We start from the raw sequence: 15001 nt of genomic DNA, 5'->3' as shown, positions 1-15001 counted from the left end.
GCTTGCGGCTCAGGGTTCGCGCTCCATGAATCCCTCAAGGGTGCGCGAACGGCCGGTTTGGCGGAGCTTGCGCAGCGCCTTGGCCTCGATCTGACGGATGCGCTCGCGCGTGACCGCAAACTGCTTGCCGACTTCTTCCAGCGTGTAGTCGGTCTTTTGCCCGATGCCGAAGCGCATGCGCAGGATTTGCTCCTCGCGCGGCGTCAGCGTCGCCAGCACCTTGCGCGTCTGCTCGCCGAGATTGCCCTGGATCGCGGCCTCCACCGGCGACGGCGCCAGCTCGTCTTCGACGAAATCGCCCAGCGAGCTTTCCTCTTCGTCGCCGATCGGCGTTTCGAGCGAGATTGGTTCCTTGACGATCTTGAGGACCTTCTGGACCTTGTCCAGCGGCATTTCCATCTGCTCGGCGATCTCTTCGGGTCCCGGTTCGCGTCCCAGCCGCTGGACGAGCAGGCGCGTCACGCGCAGGAGCTTGTTTATGGTCTCGACCATATGCACCGGGATACGAATGGTCCGGCCTTGGTCAGCGATTGCGCGTGACATCGATTGCCGAATCCACCACGTCGCATAAGTCGAAAACTTGTAGCCGCGCTGATACTCAAACTTGTCCACCGCCCGCATCAGGCCTATATTGCCTTCCTGGATTAGATCGAGAAAACCCAGGCCGCGATTGGTGTAGCGCTTGGCCAGGCTTACCACCAGGCGCAGATTGGCTTCAGTCAACTCTTTTTTGGCCCGTCGGCTCTTATCCTGCCCCGAGGCTACGGTCTCCAGCGAGCGGGCGAATTCCTCGGCGTCAGCCTTTACCCGCCGCTCGACTTCGCGAATCGCTTTCTGCGCATCTTTGATTCGCGCCGCGATATCAAGCAGATTCTCACGCGTCCCATTGACCTTCAGCACGTGCCGGCGATCTTCAGCCTCGGCGGCCTCGCGCAGGAGCTGCGTCTTGGTGCGTCCCGTGGCCTCCTCGTAGCGTTCAATTAGCGCGCGCGCCTGCGAGCTCTCGATGAGCAGACGCTGCATCTCGCCGATCACCGCGTCCTGGAAGTGGCGCGACAATTCGAGCGTGCGAAGCTCGCGCTTCACCCCATCTTTAAGCCGGCGAATCGACTTGTCGATCTTGCCCTTGAGGGCGGGCCGCTGACGCTCTTTGGTCTGTCTCTCCAGAGTTTCGATTCTGGCGTGCAGGGATTTGAGCTTCTTGGCCGCGGTCAGGAGTTTCTTGAGCTGTTTTTCGTTGGCCTCCGGACCGCGTTCCTCATCCGCCGAGTCACCGCTCGGCTCCTCGTTTTCCTCAAAAATATCCCGCAAGTCGGCTTCGCCCGCTTCGACCCGGTCGGACACCTCGATGACAAAGTCCAAGGTCACCGGCGACCCCAAAACTTCGTCTTCGACTTCGTTCTCACCGGCCTCGATCCGCTTGGCGATTTCGACCTCCTGCTCCCGCGACAGGAGCTGGAAGTTGCCCATTTCTTTCAGGTACAGCCGAACCGGATCGGAGGATTCGCCCAACGAATCCACGACCGCCGGGGCTTCTGCCGCCTCTTCCGGTTCCTCCTTGGCCTCGGTCTCGACTTCGCCGTCAGCCCCGTCGACGGGAACATCTTCGAGGACCTTGATATCCATGTCCTCGAAGCTCTCGAGTGCCGATCTGAGGTCGGTCGGCGACGTCACGTCCTGCGGCAGGAAGTCGTTCACCTGATCGAACGTCAGGTAGCCCTGCTCGCGACCCAAATCAACGAGCCCTTGGAGATCTTTCCCTTCGTACTTCTGCTTCATGCTAATGGGTTCCCGTCCGCGCGAGTGGCAAAGTTAACGCCAGTGCTAACATCAGCCTGTCAAACAAAGCCGGCAGGCCAGTATCCGGCCGCAAGCCTGCACTGGTTTGCGACGGAATCGGAGCTTTTTCCGGGAGTAAGTAAGTTGCAAATGTCACAGCAAGGCTGTGCGACCTTCCTATTATAAGCAAAACATCGCTCAAGCTCAACGTGGCTTCGGTCAGCGGCAAGCCTTTTCTACTAAGATGCTTCCCGAAACACAAATATAATCATGAAGTCCGGCAACAGGCGCGATCGCCACTATCGCAAAAGGCCGCGTTGGCGCCCCGATCATATCAGATTTTCGCGGATCTTTGCTGGTACGTGGCACAACACCGGCTCGCGCTTACTATTAAATCGGCTGTCGGCAGCGCAGAATCCTGATCGATGAGCACGGCGACTGGCGGTTATTCGGCTATTTCCAGCCAATTCTACGGCAACCGCCTGCTCTTTGGCGACTCTGCCGACGAGCATATCGTCGCCCTCGAGGTCGCTTCGCCCAGCGAGATCGCCGTTTTCAAGCGCAGACCCGGAGACCACCTCGAACGCGAAGTCAGGCCGATCCGCCTTTTCGCGCTGACCGCTGATCTCGAGCTGCTTGCCGGTCTGCGGGTGGCGCACAAAACCTCTCGCCTGGCAGGCGATTTTCATCTCCGCTATCTCACGACCTTTCCTTCTCTGCCCGCGCTCCAAGCGGCGCGCCGTCATCTCCGCCAGGTCAGCGCGAAGGCGCCCGGTGCGCGCGACGCTCCGTACATGATCCTTGCCGAACCGATCGATCAGCACCTGATGCTCTCCGGCAGCACTTACTTCATGGGGATGCAGTTCGGCGATTTGCATCGGATGCAGCTCGATATCGAAACATACGTCAGCGCCGGTTTTGAGTTTCCCTCGGCGGCGCGCGCGGGCGACCGCATAATCGCGATTGCGCTGACGGACTCGCGCGGCTTCGAGCGAGTGCTGTCGGCCCGCGAGCTGGACGAGCGCGCGATGCTGCTCGAGCTGGTGCGCATCGTGCGCGAGCGCGACCCCGACATCATCGAGGGTCATAACCTGTTCCGTTTCGATCTCGAATACCTCGAAACGCGCGCGCGGCGGCATAAAGTTGCGCTGGCGCTCGGCCGCGACGGCAGCGTCATCCCCGCCCGCGCCGCGCGGATGCAGATTGCCGAGCGCGTCATCGCCTACCGCCGCTTCGACGTTTACGGCCGCAATCTAGTGGATACATGGTTTCTCGCGCAGCACTACGATATTGCCAGCCGCGAGCTCGAGGGTTTCGGCCTCATGGAGCTGGCGCGCCACTTCGGCGTCGCGCGCCCGGGCCGTGTCGATCTCGACGCCGCGCGCGGCAGCCACTACTTCGATAACCAACCCGATGAGCTGCTCGCCTACGCCCTCGACAACGCGCGCGAGGCCGGCGCGCTTGCCGCCACACTCTCGCCCAGCTATTTCGTGCAGGCACAGATTTTTCCCTACTCGTATCAGAACGTCATCATTCGCGGGAACGCGACCAAAATCGACGCCCTGCTGATGCGCGCCTATCTCAATCAACGCCACTCGATTCCCCTCCCCAACGAGCCGAGCGAAGTCGCCGGCGGCTATACCGAGATGCGCCGCTGCGGCGTCGCGCGCAATGTGCTCCACTGCGACGTCACCTCGCTCTATCCGTCGCTGATGCTCGAGGGCGGCCACGCGCCGGCCAACGACCGCCTTGGCGTCTTCCTGCACATGCTCGCGGATCTGCGCAGCTTCCGCGTGCAGGCCAAGAATGCGGCGCGGGAACTCACCGGCATCGAGCGGCGCAATCTCGAAACGCTCCAGCAGACCTTCAAAATCCTGATCAATTCCTTTTATGGCTATCTCGGCTTCGCGCTCGGCCACTTCAATGATTTCGCCGCCGCCAATACGGTCACCCGGCGCGGACGCGAGCTGATTCAGCGTGCGATCGTCGAGCTCGAGGCGCGCGGCGCCGAGGTTGTCGAAGTCGATACCGACGGCATCTACTTTGTCGCGCCCTTTGCGCTTGGCGATGAAGCCGCGGCGCAGCGCCTGATCGACGAGGTCGGCGCCTCGATGCCCGCGGGCATCCGGCTCGAAATCGACGGCCGCTATCCGGCGATGTTCAGCTACAAAATGAAGAACTACGTCTTGCTCGATGATCAGGATGAGATGACGATTCGTGGCTCCGGGCTTAAATCACGCGGGCTCGAACGTTTCCAGCGCCGCTTCATGGAGGAGATGTTCAAGCTGCTGCTCGCGGGACGCGCGCACGACGTGCCGCGACTATATGAAACCTATAGCGCACGCATCGTCGGCCACGCGATCGGGATCGCCGATCTGATGAAGACCGAAACCCTGCAGGACTCGACCGAAACCTATCGGCAGAAACGCGGCGGCAATCGCCGCAACGTCGCCGCGGCCTATGAGCTCGCGCTCAAGGCCGAACGCCCCTATCTCAGCGGCGATCAAATCTCGTATTACGTCACCGGGACCGGTGCGCGTGTCAAAGTCGCGACCGCAGCCCGGATGGCCTCAGCTTACGATCCGGCTCAACCCGACGAAAACGTCGAGTACTATGTCGCCAAACTCGCCGACCTTTACGAGAAGTTCCGCCCCTTCGTCGAGCGCGATGGCTTATTCCCGGCCGCCGAACTCTACGCGCCCGACGACTCTGCCGCGCCCGCCCAGCAGGATCTCTTCGCCACCCCGCCCGCGAAGCCTTGAATCGGATCTTAGTGTCATGTCCCGCAAGCAGCTTTCAACGGGAAGGCCCCTTTTGTCATTCTGAGCGAAGTGAGCGACGCGAACGCAGTCGAAGAATCTCGGGCAGCTTCGCGAGCATTGGCGCGGCATAGCGCGCCCGGCGAGCGAGGCCGGTACCGGTTTCTGCTGCCCGCGCTGAGCGCTCTCCTTGCGCAAGCTTATTTACGGGACAGCACACTAGATGGTGGTCGCCAAAATGCCGTTGCTGTTGAGAAGCGATAGTGATTTGCAAAGCAGTCGAGGCGGCCCAAGATAACGCCAGTTTCGTTTTGGCCGTCGGGTTTCGGAGCGCGCGTGCTTTGTTCGACGCGAGAGCAGGGCAATCCTGGAGACGCGCGACGAGGGCCATATGCGGCGATGGATATTGGCGGCAGCATCTTTGCTCGGAATGGCGCTTTTGATGATCGTTCTGGCGCGCGCGCAGGAACCGTCGCCGGGCGGCGCGCCCACCATCCACGTGCCGATCAAGTTGCCGACGGCCGCGCCTTCCGGCTGGCCTGCCGAGCTTTGGGAGAAGTACCACAAGCGTTGCCAGGAGGTCGCGGATTTGAGCGCGGCGAACCCACCGATGGACTCAAGCGACTGCGGTTTTGCCGATTGGTGCACCAAGCAGGGCGCATTTTATTCTCCGGTGAAACAACGGCCCATCATCACCCCGACGGCGGTGGTCACTCCAGGTCCGGACGGTCATATACCGTCAGTCTTCCGAAGAGCATACCACCGGAGGAGGGCAGTGACCAGCAGTGGTGGGATCGCGAACGAGCTGAGTGTCAGAAGGCTGCCGATGGTCAGTACAAGCACCAGCCCTATGGTGATTTTCGCACATTTGAAGGGTGCGCTCAGTTGTACGGCTCATGCAGGAAATCCGAGAGTCTCGAGAGCGGCAGATGTCAGGCTCGCCGATGCCGACTGATACGCCGCCGCCACCCGACGATCCACGGCCCATGCCGCCGCCCGTTCTGCCCTCAGAATCAAACGACTCCGGCACCCCGCAATCGCTGAATACAAATTCTTCGATTGGCCCCTTTGGCCCAAACTTTGTCGCCGGCGGGGGAGCGCGTTGGACATGATGCTCGACGGGGCCGGCTGACACACCGGCCCAAGAGTTTGCTCGTCCCGGCCTCGCGGGTATTATCAGCACAACTACAGGAGTAGGACAATGCAGCTAACTGTGACGACAGTCGTGGCGCTTCTTATCAGCGCCTTCGGACTGATTGCGATGCTCGTTGTTGTCGTCAGCGGAGCCTTAGTAAACTCAATCGATATTACCTTCAAACGAGGAAAACTATCTATCGCGTTGCTTCTGTCCGCTGTGTCCCTTGTAGCAATTTTCGATGTGAGCGAACTCGACTTCGAGTTGCACGTGGAGGAGACTGCGAGGGAACACCCGACGGCCACCCCGACCCCCTCGAACACGGCAGGGACGGAGACACCGGCGAGCACGGCGAGGACGGATATACCGGACCTCCGCGAATTTGCTGCGCAAGTCGGGTTAGCAGGCCCGATGCGGCTAGATTATTTGGAGTCTAAGATCCGCGATATTATAGCCGCCACAAAATGCCATAAAGATGGTAGCAATGGCGAAATCTCGTTCACTTGCGATGCTACTCCAGACCCTGACGTTTCTTCATGCTCACTTAGGTGGCCTCTTAATCCCATAAAAGGAGACGGCCCAGATGGACTTGCTGTCGTAGAGGGCCGCACGACCGTGATTTCCCAGGAGTTTTCAGGAGGAGGATACGCGCTGTTTAACGCGTCAGACACTGGTGGCGAAGCACTATCGGCAATTGGAATAGCCCCGGTCGTGTGTAACGACGTGAATAGTGAGTTTAGGTTAGCCTTCGTGCTCTCTAACGCGGAAGAGCTAAATAAATATAAATCAGCATTCCGTACCAGAGGCTATGATTGGATCACGCCACGATACAAACCAGTTCCCTATCTTCCGGAGATATTCGCAATGGCGTCCCTCCGCGAAATATCTAATTTGATTCGCGACGATACGCCGCAGAATGCCCTGGTCGCGAGTGACAAGCGCGTTCTACTCAATGAGGATGCGATCAAAGTCCTGCGTAGAGTTTCTCCGCAAGAAATTACCGTTGGCAATAATTCCAATTTCCGGCTTGGCGTATCCAGAGGGGCATGTATTCTTGCAATGCGAGCGGCGAATTATCCATTTGACCGCGACATTCAGGTCGCCCCATCAGAATATTCCAGAACCTATGATACACTTGCGCCTTCCCTCGTGATTTTTCCTCCAAGAGATCGGACCCGAAGTGTACCCTGCCCGCTGATGATCTCATGGCTTTCCATTGACGCCACGCCGGAGGATGGGCTGCCGGAGGCGTTCTCTAGCCCTGAGTTGAAATACAAGTTGGAGGCAGGGATAGGACCAGAGGAAAATATCTGGCGCGGCTATGCTATTCGAACCGCCGCGGTGATGCTCTATATGCTCGGCTATGAAGTCCGCTCGCCGACGGGGGATAAACTCGGTGTGGTATCAGGCCAATGGCCGCGAAAAGCACTGCTTACGCCAGCCGCCGCACATTGATTCTGATACCGCCGTGGCGAATCGCCCACGTCGAGCAGACCTACGCGACAACAAGACCGCTTCAAGGATGCCAAGGAGTTCTTGAGCGCTTAAATCAAGATTTCCGGATCGATCCTTATCGTCCCGTGATCAGATTTGGCTTTTCCGTTCCGTAGGTCTGGTCCGAAATCCTTTCGAGGGAGGGCCTTCGAGGCAACGCTCATAGCCTCCAGCCAGGCCGCGCTTCGCGCGACCTCCGCGCCTATCTTTTGAGAGCTGGCGGACTACGGGTTGAGCGCTTCCGGCATCGCAGCGGCCGAATGCAGATCGACAAAGACGCGATTTCGTGACGATTCGTTTACGCAGCTTCGACACGCTTTACTTCAACGAAGCTAAAGCCCTGCTCGACGAGCTGGGAGCGTAGACGCCGGGAAATGAGGCGGCGGTCAATGCTGATGGAGTTCTGGTGGATGTGAGGTCTGGCAGCCGACCCAGACCTCGCCGCCCTCGAAATACTCTTTCTTCCAGATCGGGACGATCTCTTTAAGCCGATCGATGGCGAAACGGCAAGCCTCGAACGCCTCGGCTCGATGCGCCGCCGCGACCGCGATCGCAACCGACGTCTCGCCGATCGCCACCGTCCCGATTCGATGCGCGATGGCGATGCGCACGATCTTCCAGCGCTCACCCGCCTCCAGCGCCAACTTCCGCATCTCCGACAGCGCCATCGGCTCGTAGGCCTCGTAGTCGAGACGCAGCACGCGCCGCCCGACGTTGTCATTTCGTGTAGTCCCGGCGAAAGTGACGATCGCGCCGGCTGCGGGATCAGCGACCGCACGCTCCAGTGCGGCAACGTCGATCACCTCGGGTCCAATCGCGATCGGTCCCAGCCACGGCGCCTTGACGGACGAGCCGGAGCCGCCGCTCACCGGTGGAATGAAGGCGACTTCGTCGCGATCGCGCGGGCGATAATCGGCCTGCACGTATTCGTGGTTGACCGCGTAGCCGACGCCGTCCTGATGACCGCCGAGGGCCGGGAATTCGGTCAACAGCCGGTTCCAGATCTCGCCGACGGTCGTGCCGTCGGGAAATTCGCGCGACAATTCCGCCACGCGCGCGCGTTCGCGCAGCGTCGCGAACAGTTTCAACGTCAGGACGTTCATAGAGCGTTATAACTTGAGCAAATGCGCCATGTGGCCGAGTTCAGGAATGAGCAACTTCTCCATCGCGAGCCGGCAGGCTGCCGGAGAGCCGGGTAAGACCACGACGATCCGGCCATGCGCGGTACCGGCCAATGCGCGGCTGAGAAACGCGGCCGCGCCGATCTCCTGATAGGAGAGCATCCGAAAGAGTTCGCCGAAACCCTCGAGCTCCTTGTTGAGAAGCGGCCGAATCGCTTCGATGGTCGAGTCGCGCGCCGCGATGCCTGTCCCGCCATTAATGATCAGCAGGTCTTCGCGCGAGAGATGCTCGATTGCAACGGCGCGAATTCGCTCGGGATCATCCGGAATTACTGCATAGAACGTCACGGAATGCCCCGCGCCCTCGACTGCGGTACGAATGATCTGGCCGCTCTCGTCGTCGGCAGGCGTGCGCGTGTCGCTCGCTGTGATAATCGCGACCTTGAGATGAACGTGACCGCCAGCGTATCGGTGATGCTCATGAACGGGCATTATTCCTCATATATACACCAACTTTGAGTAAAAAGATGAGTCGTTCGGAACCGCGGGCGCGAATCTTCAGGTTCGCCGGTCTCACGTGGCTAGCACTAGCATCCCAGAGTGAACTCAAATCGACAGAACTCGTGTAAACGGAATTCTTAGGATGTAAACGGAACGACGATCGCTCCCGTCTAAGCAATTGCGGGGGGAAGATTTTATGACATGGAAACATGATCGAGACGCCAATCGCCCACGCGGTCTATTAACGGCATTCGCCGTCGGAATTGTGCTCGGTGGTGCTTTCGGTGCGTGGACAACGTTCGAATCGGGGGTCGAACGGGGATTGTTTGCTACCGACAAAACGACAGAGATGCGCAGCCCGGCGATGCAGGAACCGGACATTCAGCGCATCAATCAGATAATCGACTGTTCTTTCAACTAACGATTTCGGCTCGATGCGACGTTCGCGTTGATCAGAGTATCGATCTCCGCTGTACTAAGACCAGCTTCAGCCAGTACAGCTGCGGTATGCTCGCCCAAGCGTGGCGCTCCGCGAGTAAAACCGGTCACGCGATCGTGTCCGTCGGTGCCGACTGAGACCGGGTATTGAAGGTCGCGGCCTAACTCCGGATGCGTAATCGGCTGGAAGGTGCCGCGCGCTTGGAAATGCGGGTCGTCAAGATTCTCCTCAGGGTAGCGCACGCTCGCCCAGAGCAGGCCCTTGGCTTGCGCGCGATGAAAAATCTCTTCGGCAGTCAGAGCCGCGCAGAGGCGGTCGATCGCCGTGCTGAAGTGCGTGGCTGCTTCCGCTGGAGCGCGCTCGGCCAACTCGCGATAGGCGTCCGAATTGAGGTCATGCTCAAGGCCGGCTTCCGTCATCATTTCGGCGATCACCCGCCGCTCCCGCGCACTCCAGAACATGAAGGCCTTGACGTAGCGTCCGTCCTTTGTTGCTCGCAGCCAAGGCCGCGATACCCCCTCGGCGGCGTGGCGTCCGGTCTGCCGCCGCACCAACGCCTGGTTGTAGATGTAAGTCGGAATCGCAACTTCCGTGCAGATGCTGACCGCCTCGTGAATCGAGACGTCGATCAGATCCCCGGCGCCGGTAAGCTCGCGGAAATTGAGCGCGGCCAGAATTGCGATCACGGCGTGTTCGCAGGCGATGTGGTAGGCCTGCCACATCGCGGGCGCGATCGGCGGCGTGTCGTAAACGCCGTCAGGCCGAGGATCGTATCCACATGACATCATCACACCGCCGAGCGCGAGATGAGTCAGATCGGTCATCTTGAGGTCACGCCACGGACCGTCGAGGCCAAACGGCGTGAGCGTGCAGACGATCAGTGACGGATTCGCAGTACGCAGCTCGCGATACAACCCAAGCCGGGATTCGACCTCAGACGCCTCGCCGGAATCGAGAATCAGACCGGCGCGCCGCGCGAGGCGCTCGAACGCTGCGCGGCCCTCGGGGCTTTCGCGATCGAGACAGACGCTGCGCTTGCCGAGGTTGTAGCGCGAGAAGCAGAGACTGTGCTCGGGGTCAGGCTCGGGTGTAGTGAAGGGGCCGACATGGCGCGAGTGCGAGCCGCGCGGCCCTTCGAGCCGGATGACGTCGGCGCCCATCGAAGCAAGCAACAGCCCGCCGAACTCGGCGCGCGCGTCGCCGCATTCCAGCACGGTCGTGCCCGCGAGGGCGGCGCCGAGCAGAGCTTCGTGGTTCAAATCACCAGCTCCTCTTTAAGCGTGGCGATCTCATCGGGCTTTAGCCCGAGCAGCTCGCGATAGACATAGTCGTTGTCCTCGCCCATCGACGGAGCCGCGCGTTCTGGGAGTCCGCCCACTTCCACGCGCATCGAGGTGAACTTGGCGGGAAACCCTTCAATCGGCCAGGTCCCGATTTCGCTGTGCGGAAGCGGTACAAAATAGCCTCGCGATTTGAGTTGTGGATCGCGCTCGACGCGGTCCGCGGCGGTCTGAATTGCTGCGGCAGGCACGTTGCGTAGCTGCAGGCGGTCCATCAGATCGTAACGATCCTGATCCTGCGTAGAGCCGGCAAGGCTTCGATCAAGCTCGTCCTCATGGGCTTTGCGGCCCGCGCCCGTCGCGAAGCGCGGATCCCGCGTCCATTGCGGCGCGCCGATCGCGGCCACGAGCGCGCTCCACTGCGTGTCGTTCTGGACCGAGATCGCGATCCACTCGTCGTCGCCGCGGCATCGATAGGCGCCGTGCGGCGCCCAGGCGGAGCCCCGGGCGCGGTTGCCGTAACGACCCGTATGCTCGCCGGTCAGTTGGGCTTCGAGGGTCGCCGTTCCCGACGTCATGATCCCGACCTCTGTCTGCGAGACGTCGATATAGCATCCGTTGCCGGTGCGCCGGCGTTTCATCAGCGCGGCCATCACTAGGATCGCGCCGTAGTAGCCGGTCGAATGATCCAGATACGAGTAGCCCCATCCGGCCGGCGGCATCGGCTCGGGCAATCCCGACATATGGGTCAGGCCCGAGAGCGCCTGGGCTGTCGGCCCGACGCTGAGATAGGAGTTGTAGGTGCCCGATTTGCCCATCCCGGTGATCTGCAGATAGATCAACTGCGGATTGATCTTCCGCAGCGCGGCATAGTCCAGCTCCCAACTCTCCATCTGCGCGGGGCTGTAGTTCTCGCATAGCACGGAGGCTTTGGCGACGAGCCGCTTGAGCAGTTCGCGGCCCTGCGGCAGGCTCAAGTTGAGCGTCACGCCGTATTTGCCGGGATTGATATTGTTGAACAGGCCGCTGCGATTGAGGCTTTCGCGATCGCTGTCGGGGGCGTAGGGCCGCACCATGCGCAACAGATCGAGCGCGCGATTATCGTGCCATTCGACGCGGATGACCTCCGCGCCCATCGTCGCGAGCATCCGCGTGCAGTTGGGCCCGGCGACGATTTTGGTCAGGTCGATTACGCGAATCCCTTCGAGCGGCCGCCGCCCAACGCTTGCCGTCTTTGCCATTGCGCCTTGACCTCTTTGCAAGCTCACTCTGCGCTACGAACGCAGGACGTTGCCCGGCGTCGCTCCGGTGTACCGGTCGCCCTCATAGATTGCCCGCCCATTGACGACGACATGCTCGATGCCGCGGGGCTTCACGATCATCCGCCGTCCGCCGCCCGGCAGATCCGCGACCGCCTCGGCCGGATGGCAGCCGATTTCATCGAAGTCGAACACGACCACGTCGGCCGCCGCGCCCGGCGTCAGACGTCCGCGATCGCGGATGCCGAAGAAATCCGCCGCCTCCGAGGTCATGCGCTGCACCGCACGTTCAAGGCTGAGCATCTGCTTATCTCTGACCCAGGTGCCGATCATGTCGCTCGAATAACCCGCCGTGCAGAACTGATCGACATGGGCGCCGCCGTCGGACTCGCCGATCAGCACGCGCGCGTCGCCGAGCAACTCGGTCGGCACCTCGGTCCGGATCACCGTGTAGATCATTTCGAGGTTGTCTTCGAGCACGAGGTCGAAAAAGGTGTCGAGGCCGTCCTTGCCGCGTGCCAGCGCGATCTGCGCGACGGTCTTGCCCCACAAGTCCTGCATCGCGGGATTTTTGACGACGTTGACCGTGACCAGATCCCACAGGCCGTGGAAGAGCCCCGGGCCGCGCAGATCCTGGCGGAAGGCTTCACGGAACTCGCGGCTGCCGTAGAGCCGGCGCAACTCTTCGGGCGAGGCGTTGAAGGCGCCCTTCCACGACGGGTAGGGCGCGAACGAGATCGAAGGCTGCGCGAGGCCCATCTCGGTGACCAGCGGCATCGTCGCGAGTTGCGGAATCGCGCCGCGCTCAATCTGACCCGCGGCCGCGCGCAGCAGCTCCTTGTACGATTCCGGCTGATGGATGAACTTGCGCAAAACCAGCCAGGTGATGCGGCGTCCGCTCTCGGCCAACAGCAGGTCGAGCAGCTCGCACTCGTCCGGCGCAATCATGTCGACGCGCCGGTTGGCGATAAGTTCGATCGTACCCTTGCCCAACTCCTTGAGTACGCCGGCATAGGCCTTGAGCTCCGCGCGATCGGCTTGGCGGCAGGCGAGCGGGCGCCCTTTGTAGCCGATATGCTGCGGCGCCGTGCTGGTGGTGAAGCCGAAGGCGCCCGCGGCAATCGCTTCTTTCAGCAGCGTTCTGATCGAGGCGGTCTCCTCGCTGGTCGCCGCGCGATCCATCGAGGCCTCACCCATCACGTAGTGGCGAAAGGGCGTCAGCGGCGCGAGAAAACCCAGATTTATCGCCGAGCCGCGCGCCGCAGCAGCGTCCATGAACTGGGGAAAACTCTCCCAGTCCCAGGTCACGCCGCGCTTGAGCACGTCGAACGGGATACCCTCGACGTTGACTAAATCCCACGTCGCGATCTCGCGATCGGCCGGCCGGCAGGGCGCCAGACCGACGCCGCAGTTGCCCATCATCACCGTCGTCACGCCGTGCCACGACGACGCCGAGACGGTGGGGTCCCAGCAAATCTGGCCGTCATAATGGGTATGCGGATCGATAAAGCCGGGGCTGACAATCAGCCCGGCGGCATCGATCTCTTGGGTGCCGCGCTCGGTGGCCGTGCCAATCGCGGCGATTTTGCCCGCGCGAATTCCGACATCAGCGCGATACGCCGGCTTTCCGGCGCCGTCAATTACAGTTCCATCGCGAATTAGTAAATCGTATGCCATTGCGTTGCGTCCTCCGCTTCCCTTGACTCGCTTGTCGGCCCGCCGTGTCGCGTTAGCAAGCTTGCCCGCGATCACTTCCTGCAGATTGCAGGAGCATAGCCGCTCGCCGGAAAAATCTCCATCGAATTCGCCAGCCGCCCGGTGAAATCAGGTTGCGGCGGCACTGCCAATCTGGAAGAGCTTGAGCAGTGCCCTCCAACTCCCGGTTAACCAAGGTCGATCGCGCCCCAGCTCGCCGCGTATCAGCGCCGTCGCCGATCTCCCGCTGGGCGCCGCGTGAATATCGCTGGGTTCTGCTCGCGATGCTTCTGCCCGCGACCATTTTCGAGGGCTATGACATCACGATTTTTCATCTCTGCACGCCCGACATCACCCGCGCCTTCCATCTGAGCGACGCCGTCGTCGGCGTCATCGCGGCGACGGTGCGTGCCGGCGGCATCCTGTCGTTTTTCGTCGTGATGTTGGCGGACCGCTTCGGCCGCAAACCCCTGATGACGGTCACCGTTCTCTGCTACGCCCTGCTCACGCTAATGACCGCGCTCTCGCACGGCGCTCTGAGCTTCACGCTGTTTCAGAGCGCCGCGCAGATTTTTCTGGCGGCGGAATTCGGCATCGCGGTTACGATGATCAGCGAAGAGTTTCCCGACACGCAGCGCGGGCGCGCTGTCTCGATCCTGCTGATGGCGGCCTTTCTCGGCGTCGCTGCGGCCGGACTGCTTTACGGTCGCATGGCGGAATCGCGTCTTGGCTGGCGCGGGATGTACCTGGTCGGCATCGCGCCTCTGATGCTGATCGCGTGGCTGCGGCGGCGGATGCGCGAGACCGCGCGCTTCGCTGCGATCGTCGCCGAGCGGGCGGCGGAGGGCCTGAAACCGCCCGCGATCTTCGCGCCGTTGCGCCAGTGCTTCGAGCCGCTGCGCGGTCCGTGGGCCGGGCGCATGATTCTGATCGCGGTGTTGTGCAATTGCGTGGGTCTGGTGGGCGGTCCGGTGATTTCCTTCTTCAGCCTTTACGCGCGCCGCGATCACGGCTGGGCCGCGGCGCAGGTCGGCACGGCCTTCGTCAGCGCGTATCTGGCCGGATGCTGCGGGACGATGCTCAGCGGCTATCTGCTCGATCGCCTCGGCCGCCGCGCCACCACGGCCGGGTTTTTTCTGGCGGCCGGCGTGGCCGCGGTGGTGCTCTTTCAAAGCTCGTCGAACGGGATGATTTTTCTCGCCCTGCTCCTCACGATGTTCGCCTACCAAGCGGCGCGTACCGCGACCTGCGCGCTTGGCGCCGAGTTATTTCCGACGGAGACGCGCGCCACCGGCTTCAGCCTGACGGTACAGGTCGTCGGCCAGTTAGGCTGGACGCTGGCGCCGCTCGGCGTCGGCGTGCTGTCCGCCCCGATGCGTGGGCTGGGCAATGCCGCCGCGATCTTTGCCGTCGGCCCGGTCGTCGGAGCGATCATCGCAATCCTGTTGGTGCCCGAAACTCGCGGCCAGACGCTCGAGGAATTGTCCGCGCCCGCCTGCACCGATTAGCCGGACGGCTCGCGCTGTGCGCGTTAATCGG

Annotated in this window: 11 protein-coding genes; 4 read left to right on the top strand and 7 right to left on the bottom strand. The window is 61.6% G+C overall.

What is annotated here, in order from left to right:
- Window positions 1-9: 9 nt before the first annotated feature.
- A complete protein-coding gene (gene rpoD / locus VKS22_01805) occupies window positions 10-1779 on the bottom strand; it encodes an RNA polymerase sigma factor RpoD (protein HLW69333.1) in 1770 nt (589 codons plus the stop codon).
- A 425-nt stretch (window positions 1780-2204) separates the two neighbouring features.
- On the opposite strand from rpoD, the gene VKS22_01800 reads away from it, so the two are divergent.
- Complete coding sequence (locus VKS22_01800) at window positions 2205-4541, top strand: DNA polymerase domain-containing protein (GenBank protein HLW69332.1); 2337 nt, start codon at window positions 2205-2207, stop codon at window positions 4539-4541.
- A 216-nt stretch (window positions 4542-4757) separates the two neighbouring features.
- Here VKS22_01800 and VKS22_01795 read toward each other — a convergent pair whose 3' ends face one another.
- Window positions 4758-5186, bottom strand: coding sequence for a hypothetical protein (locus tag VKS22_01795; protein ID HLW69331.1), 429 nt, complete (start codon window positions 5184-5186; stop codon window positions 4758-4760).
- Window positions 5187-5739: 553 nt separating this feature from the next.
- Between VKS22_01795 and VKS22_01790 the strand changes: the two genes are divergently transcribed.
- Window positions 5740-7128 carry a hypothetical protein gene (locus VKS22_01790; GenBank protein HLW69330.1) on the top strand — a complete coding sequence of 463 codons (1389 nt, stop codon included), beginning with the start codon at window positions 5740-5742 and terminating at the stop codon, window positions 7126-7128.
- 425 nt (window positions 7129-7553) lie between these two features.
- Here VKS22_01790 and VKS22_01785 read toward each other — a convergent pair whose 3' ends face one another.
- Entirely contained in the window at window positions 7554-8270 is a 717-nt protein-coding gene (locus tag VKS22_01785) for a molybdenum cofactor biosynthesis protein MoaE (protein HLW69329.1), read from the bottom strand.
- 6 nt (window positions 8271-8276) lie between these two features.
- Window positions 8277-8780 carry a molybdenum cofactor biosynthesis protein B gene (locus VKS22_01780; protein ID HLW69328.1) on the bottom strand — a complete coding sequence of 168 codons (504 nt, stop codon included), beginning with the start codon at window positions 8778-8780 and terminating at the stop codon, window positions 8277-8279.
- Between the two features lie 205 nt (window positions 8781-8985).
- Between VKS22_01780 and VKS22_01775 the strand changes: the two genes are divergently transcribed.
- Window positions 8986-9210: a hypothetical protein gene (locus tag VKS22_01775; GenBank protein HLW69327.1), complete on the top strand. Its 225-nt coding sequence runs from the start codon at window positions 8986-8988 to the stop codon at window positions 9208-9210.
- On the opposite strand, the gene VKS22_01770 is transcribed toward VKS22_01775, so the two are convergent.
- The 3 genes from VKS22_01770 to VKS22_01760 are packed head-to-tail and all read right to left on the bottom strand — an operon-like array spanning window position 9207 to window position 13444.
- Window positions 9207-10487, bottom strand: a complete 1281-nt coding sequence (locus tag VKS22_01770) for a CaiB/BaiF CoA-transferase family protein (protein ID HLW69326.1) — start codon at window positions 10485-10487, stop codon at window positions 9207-9209. The genes VKS22_01775 and VKS22_01770 overlap by 4 nt on opposite strands.
- On the bottom strand, window positions 10484-11749 hold the full coding sequence (locus VKS22_01765) for a CoA transferase (protein ID HLW69325.1): 1266 nt from the start codon (window positions 11747-11749) through the stop codon (window positions 10484-10486). Before VKS22_01765 ends, VKS22_01770 begins: the two co-directional genes overlap by 4 nt.
- Before the next feature lie 33 nt (window positions 11750-11782).
- Window positions 11783-13444, bottom strand: a complete 1662-nt coding sequence (locus VKS22_01760; GenBank protein HLW69324.1) for an amidohydrolase family protein — start codon at window positions 13442-13444, stop codon at window positions 11783-11785.
- Between the two features lie 188 nt (window positions 13445-13632).
- Between VKS22_01760 and VKS22_01755 the strand changes: the two genes are divergently transcribed.
- Complete coding sequence (locus tag VKS22_01755) at window positions 13633-14970, top strand: MFS transporter (GenBank protein HLW69323.1); 1338 nt, start codon at window positions 13633-13635, stop codon at window positions 14968-14970.
- The last annotated feature ends 31 nt before the right edge of the window (window positions 14971-15001 follow it).

The organism is Candidatus Binataceae bacterium, assembly GCA_035308025.1.
Taxonomy (GTDB): Bacteria; Desulfobacterota; Binatia; order Binatales; family Binataceae; genus JAJPHI01.
Note: the sequence above shows the minus strand (reverse complement) of the source record. Positions and strands in the feature narration are given on the sequence as shown.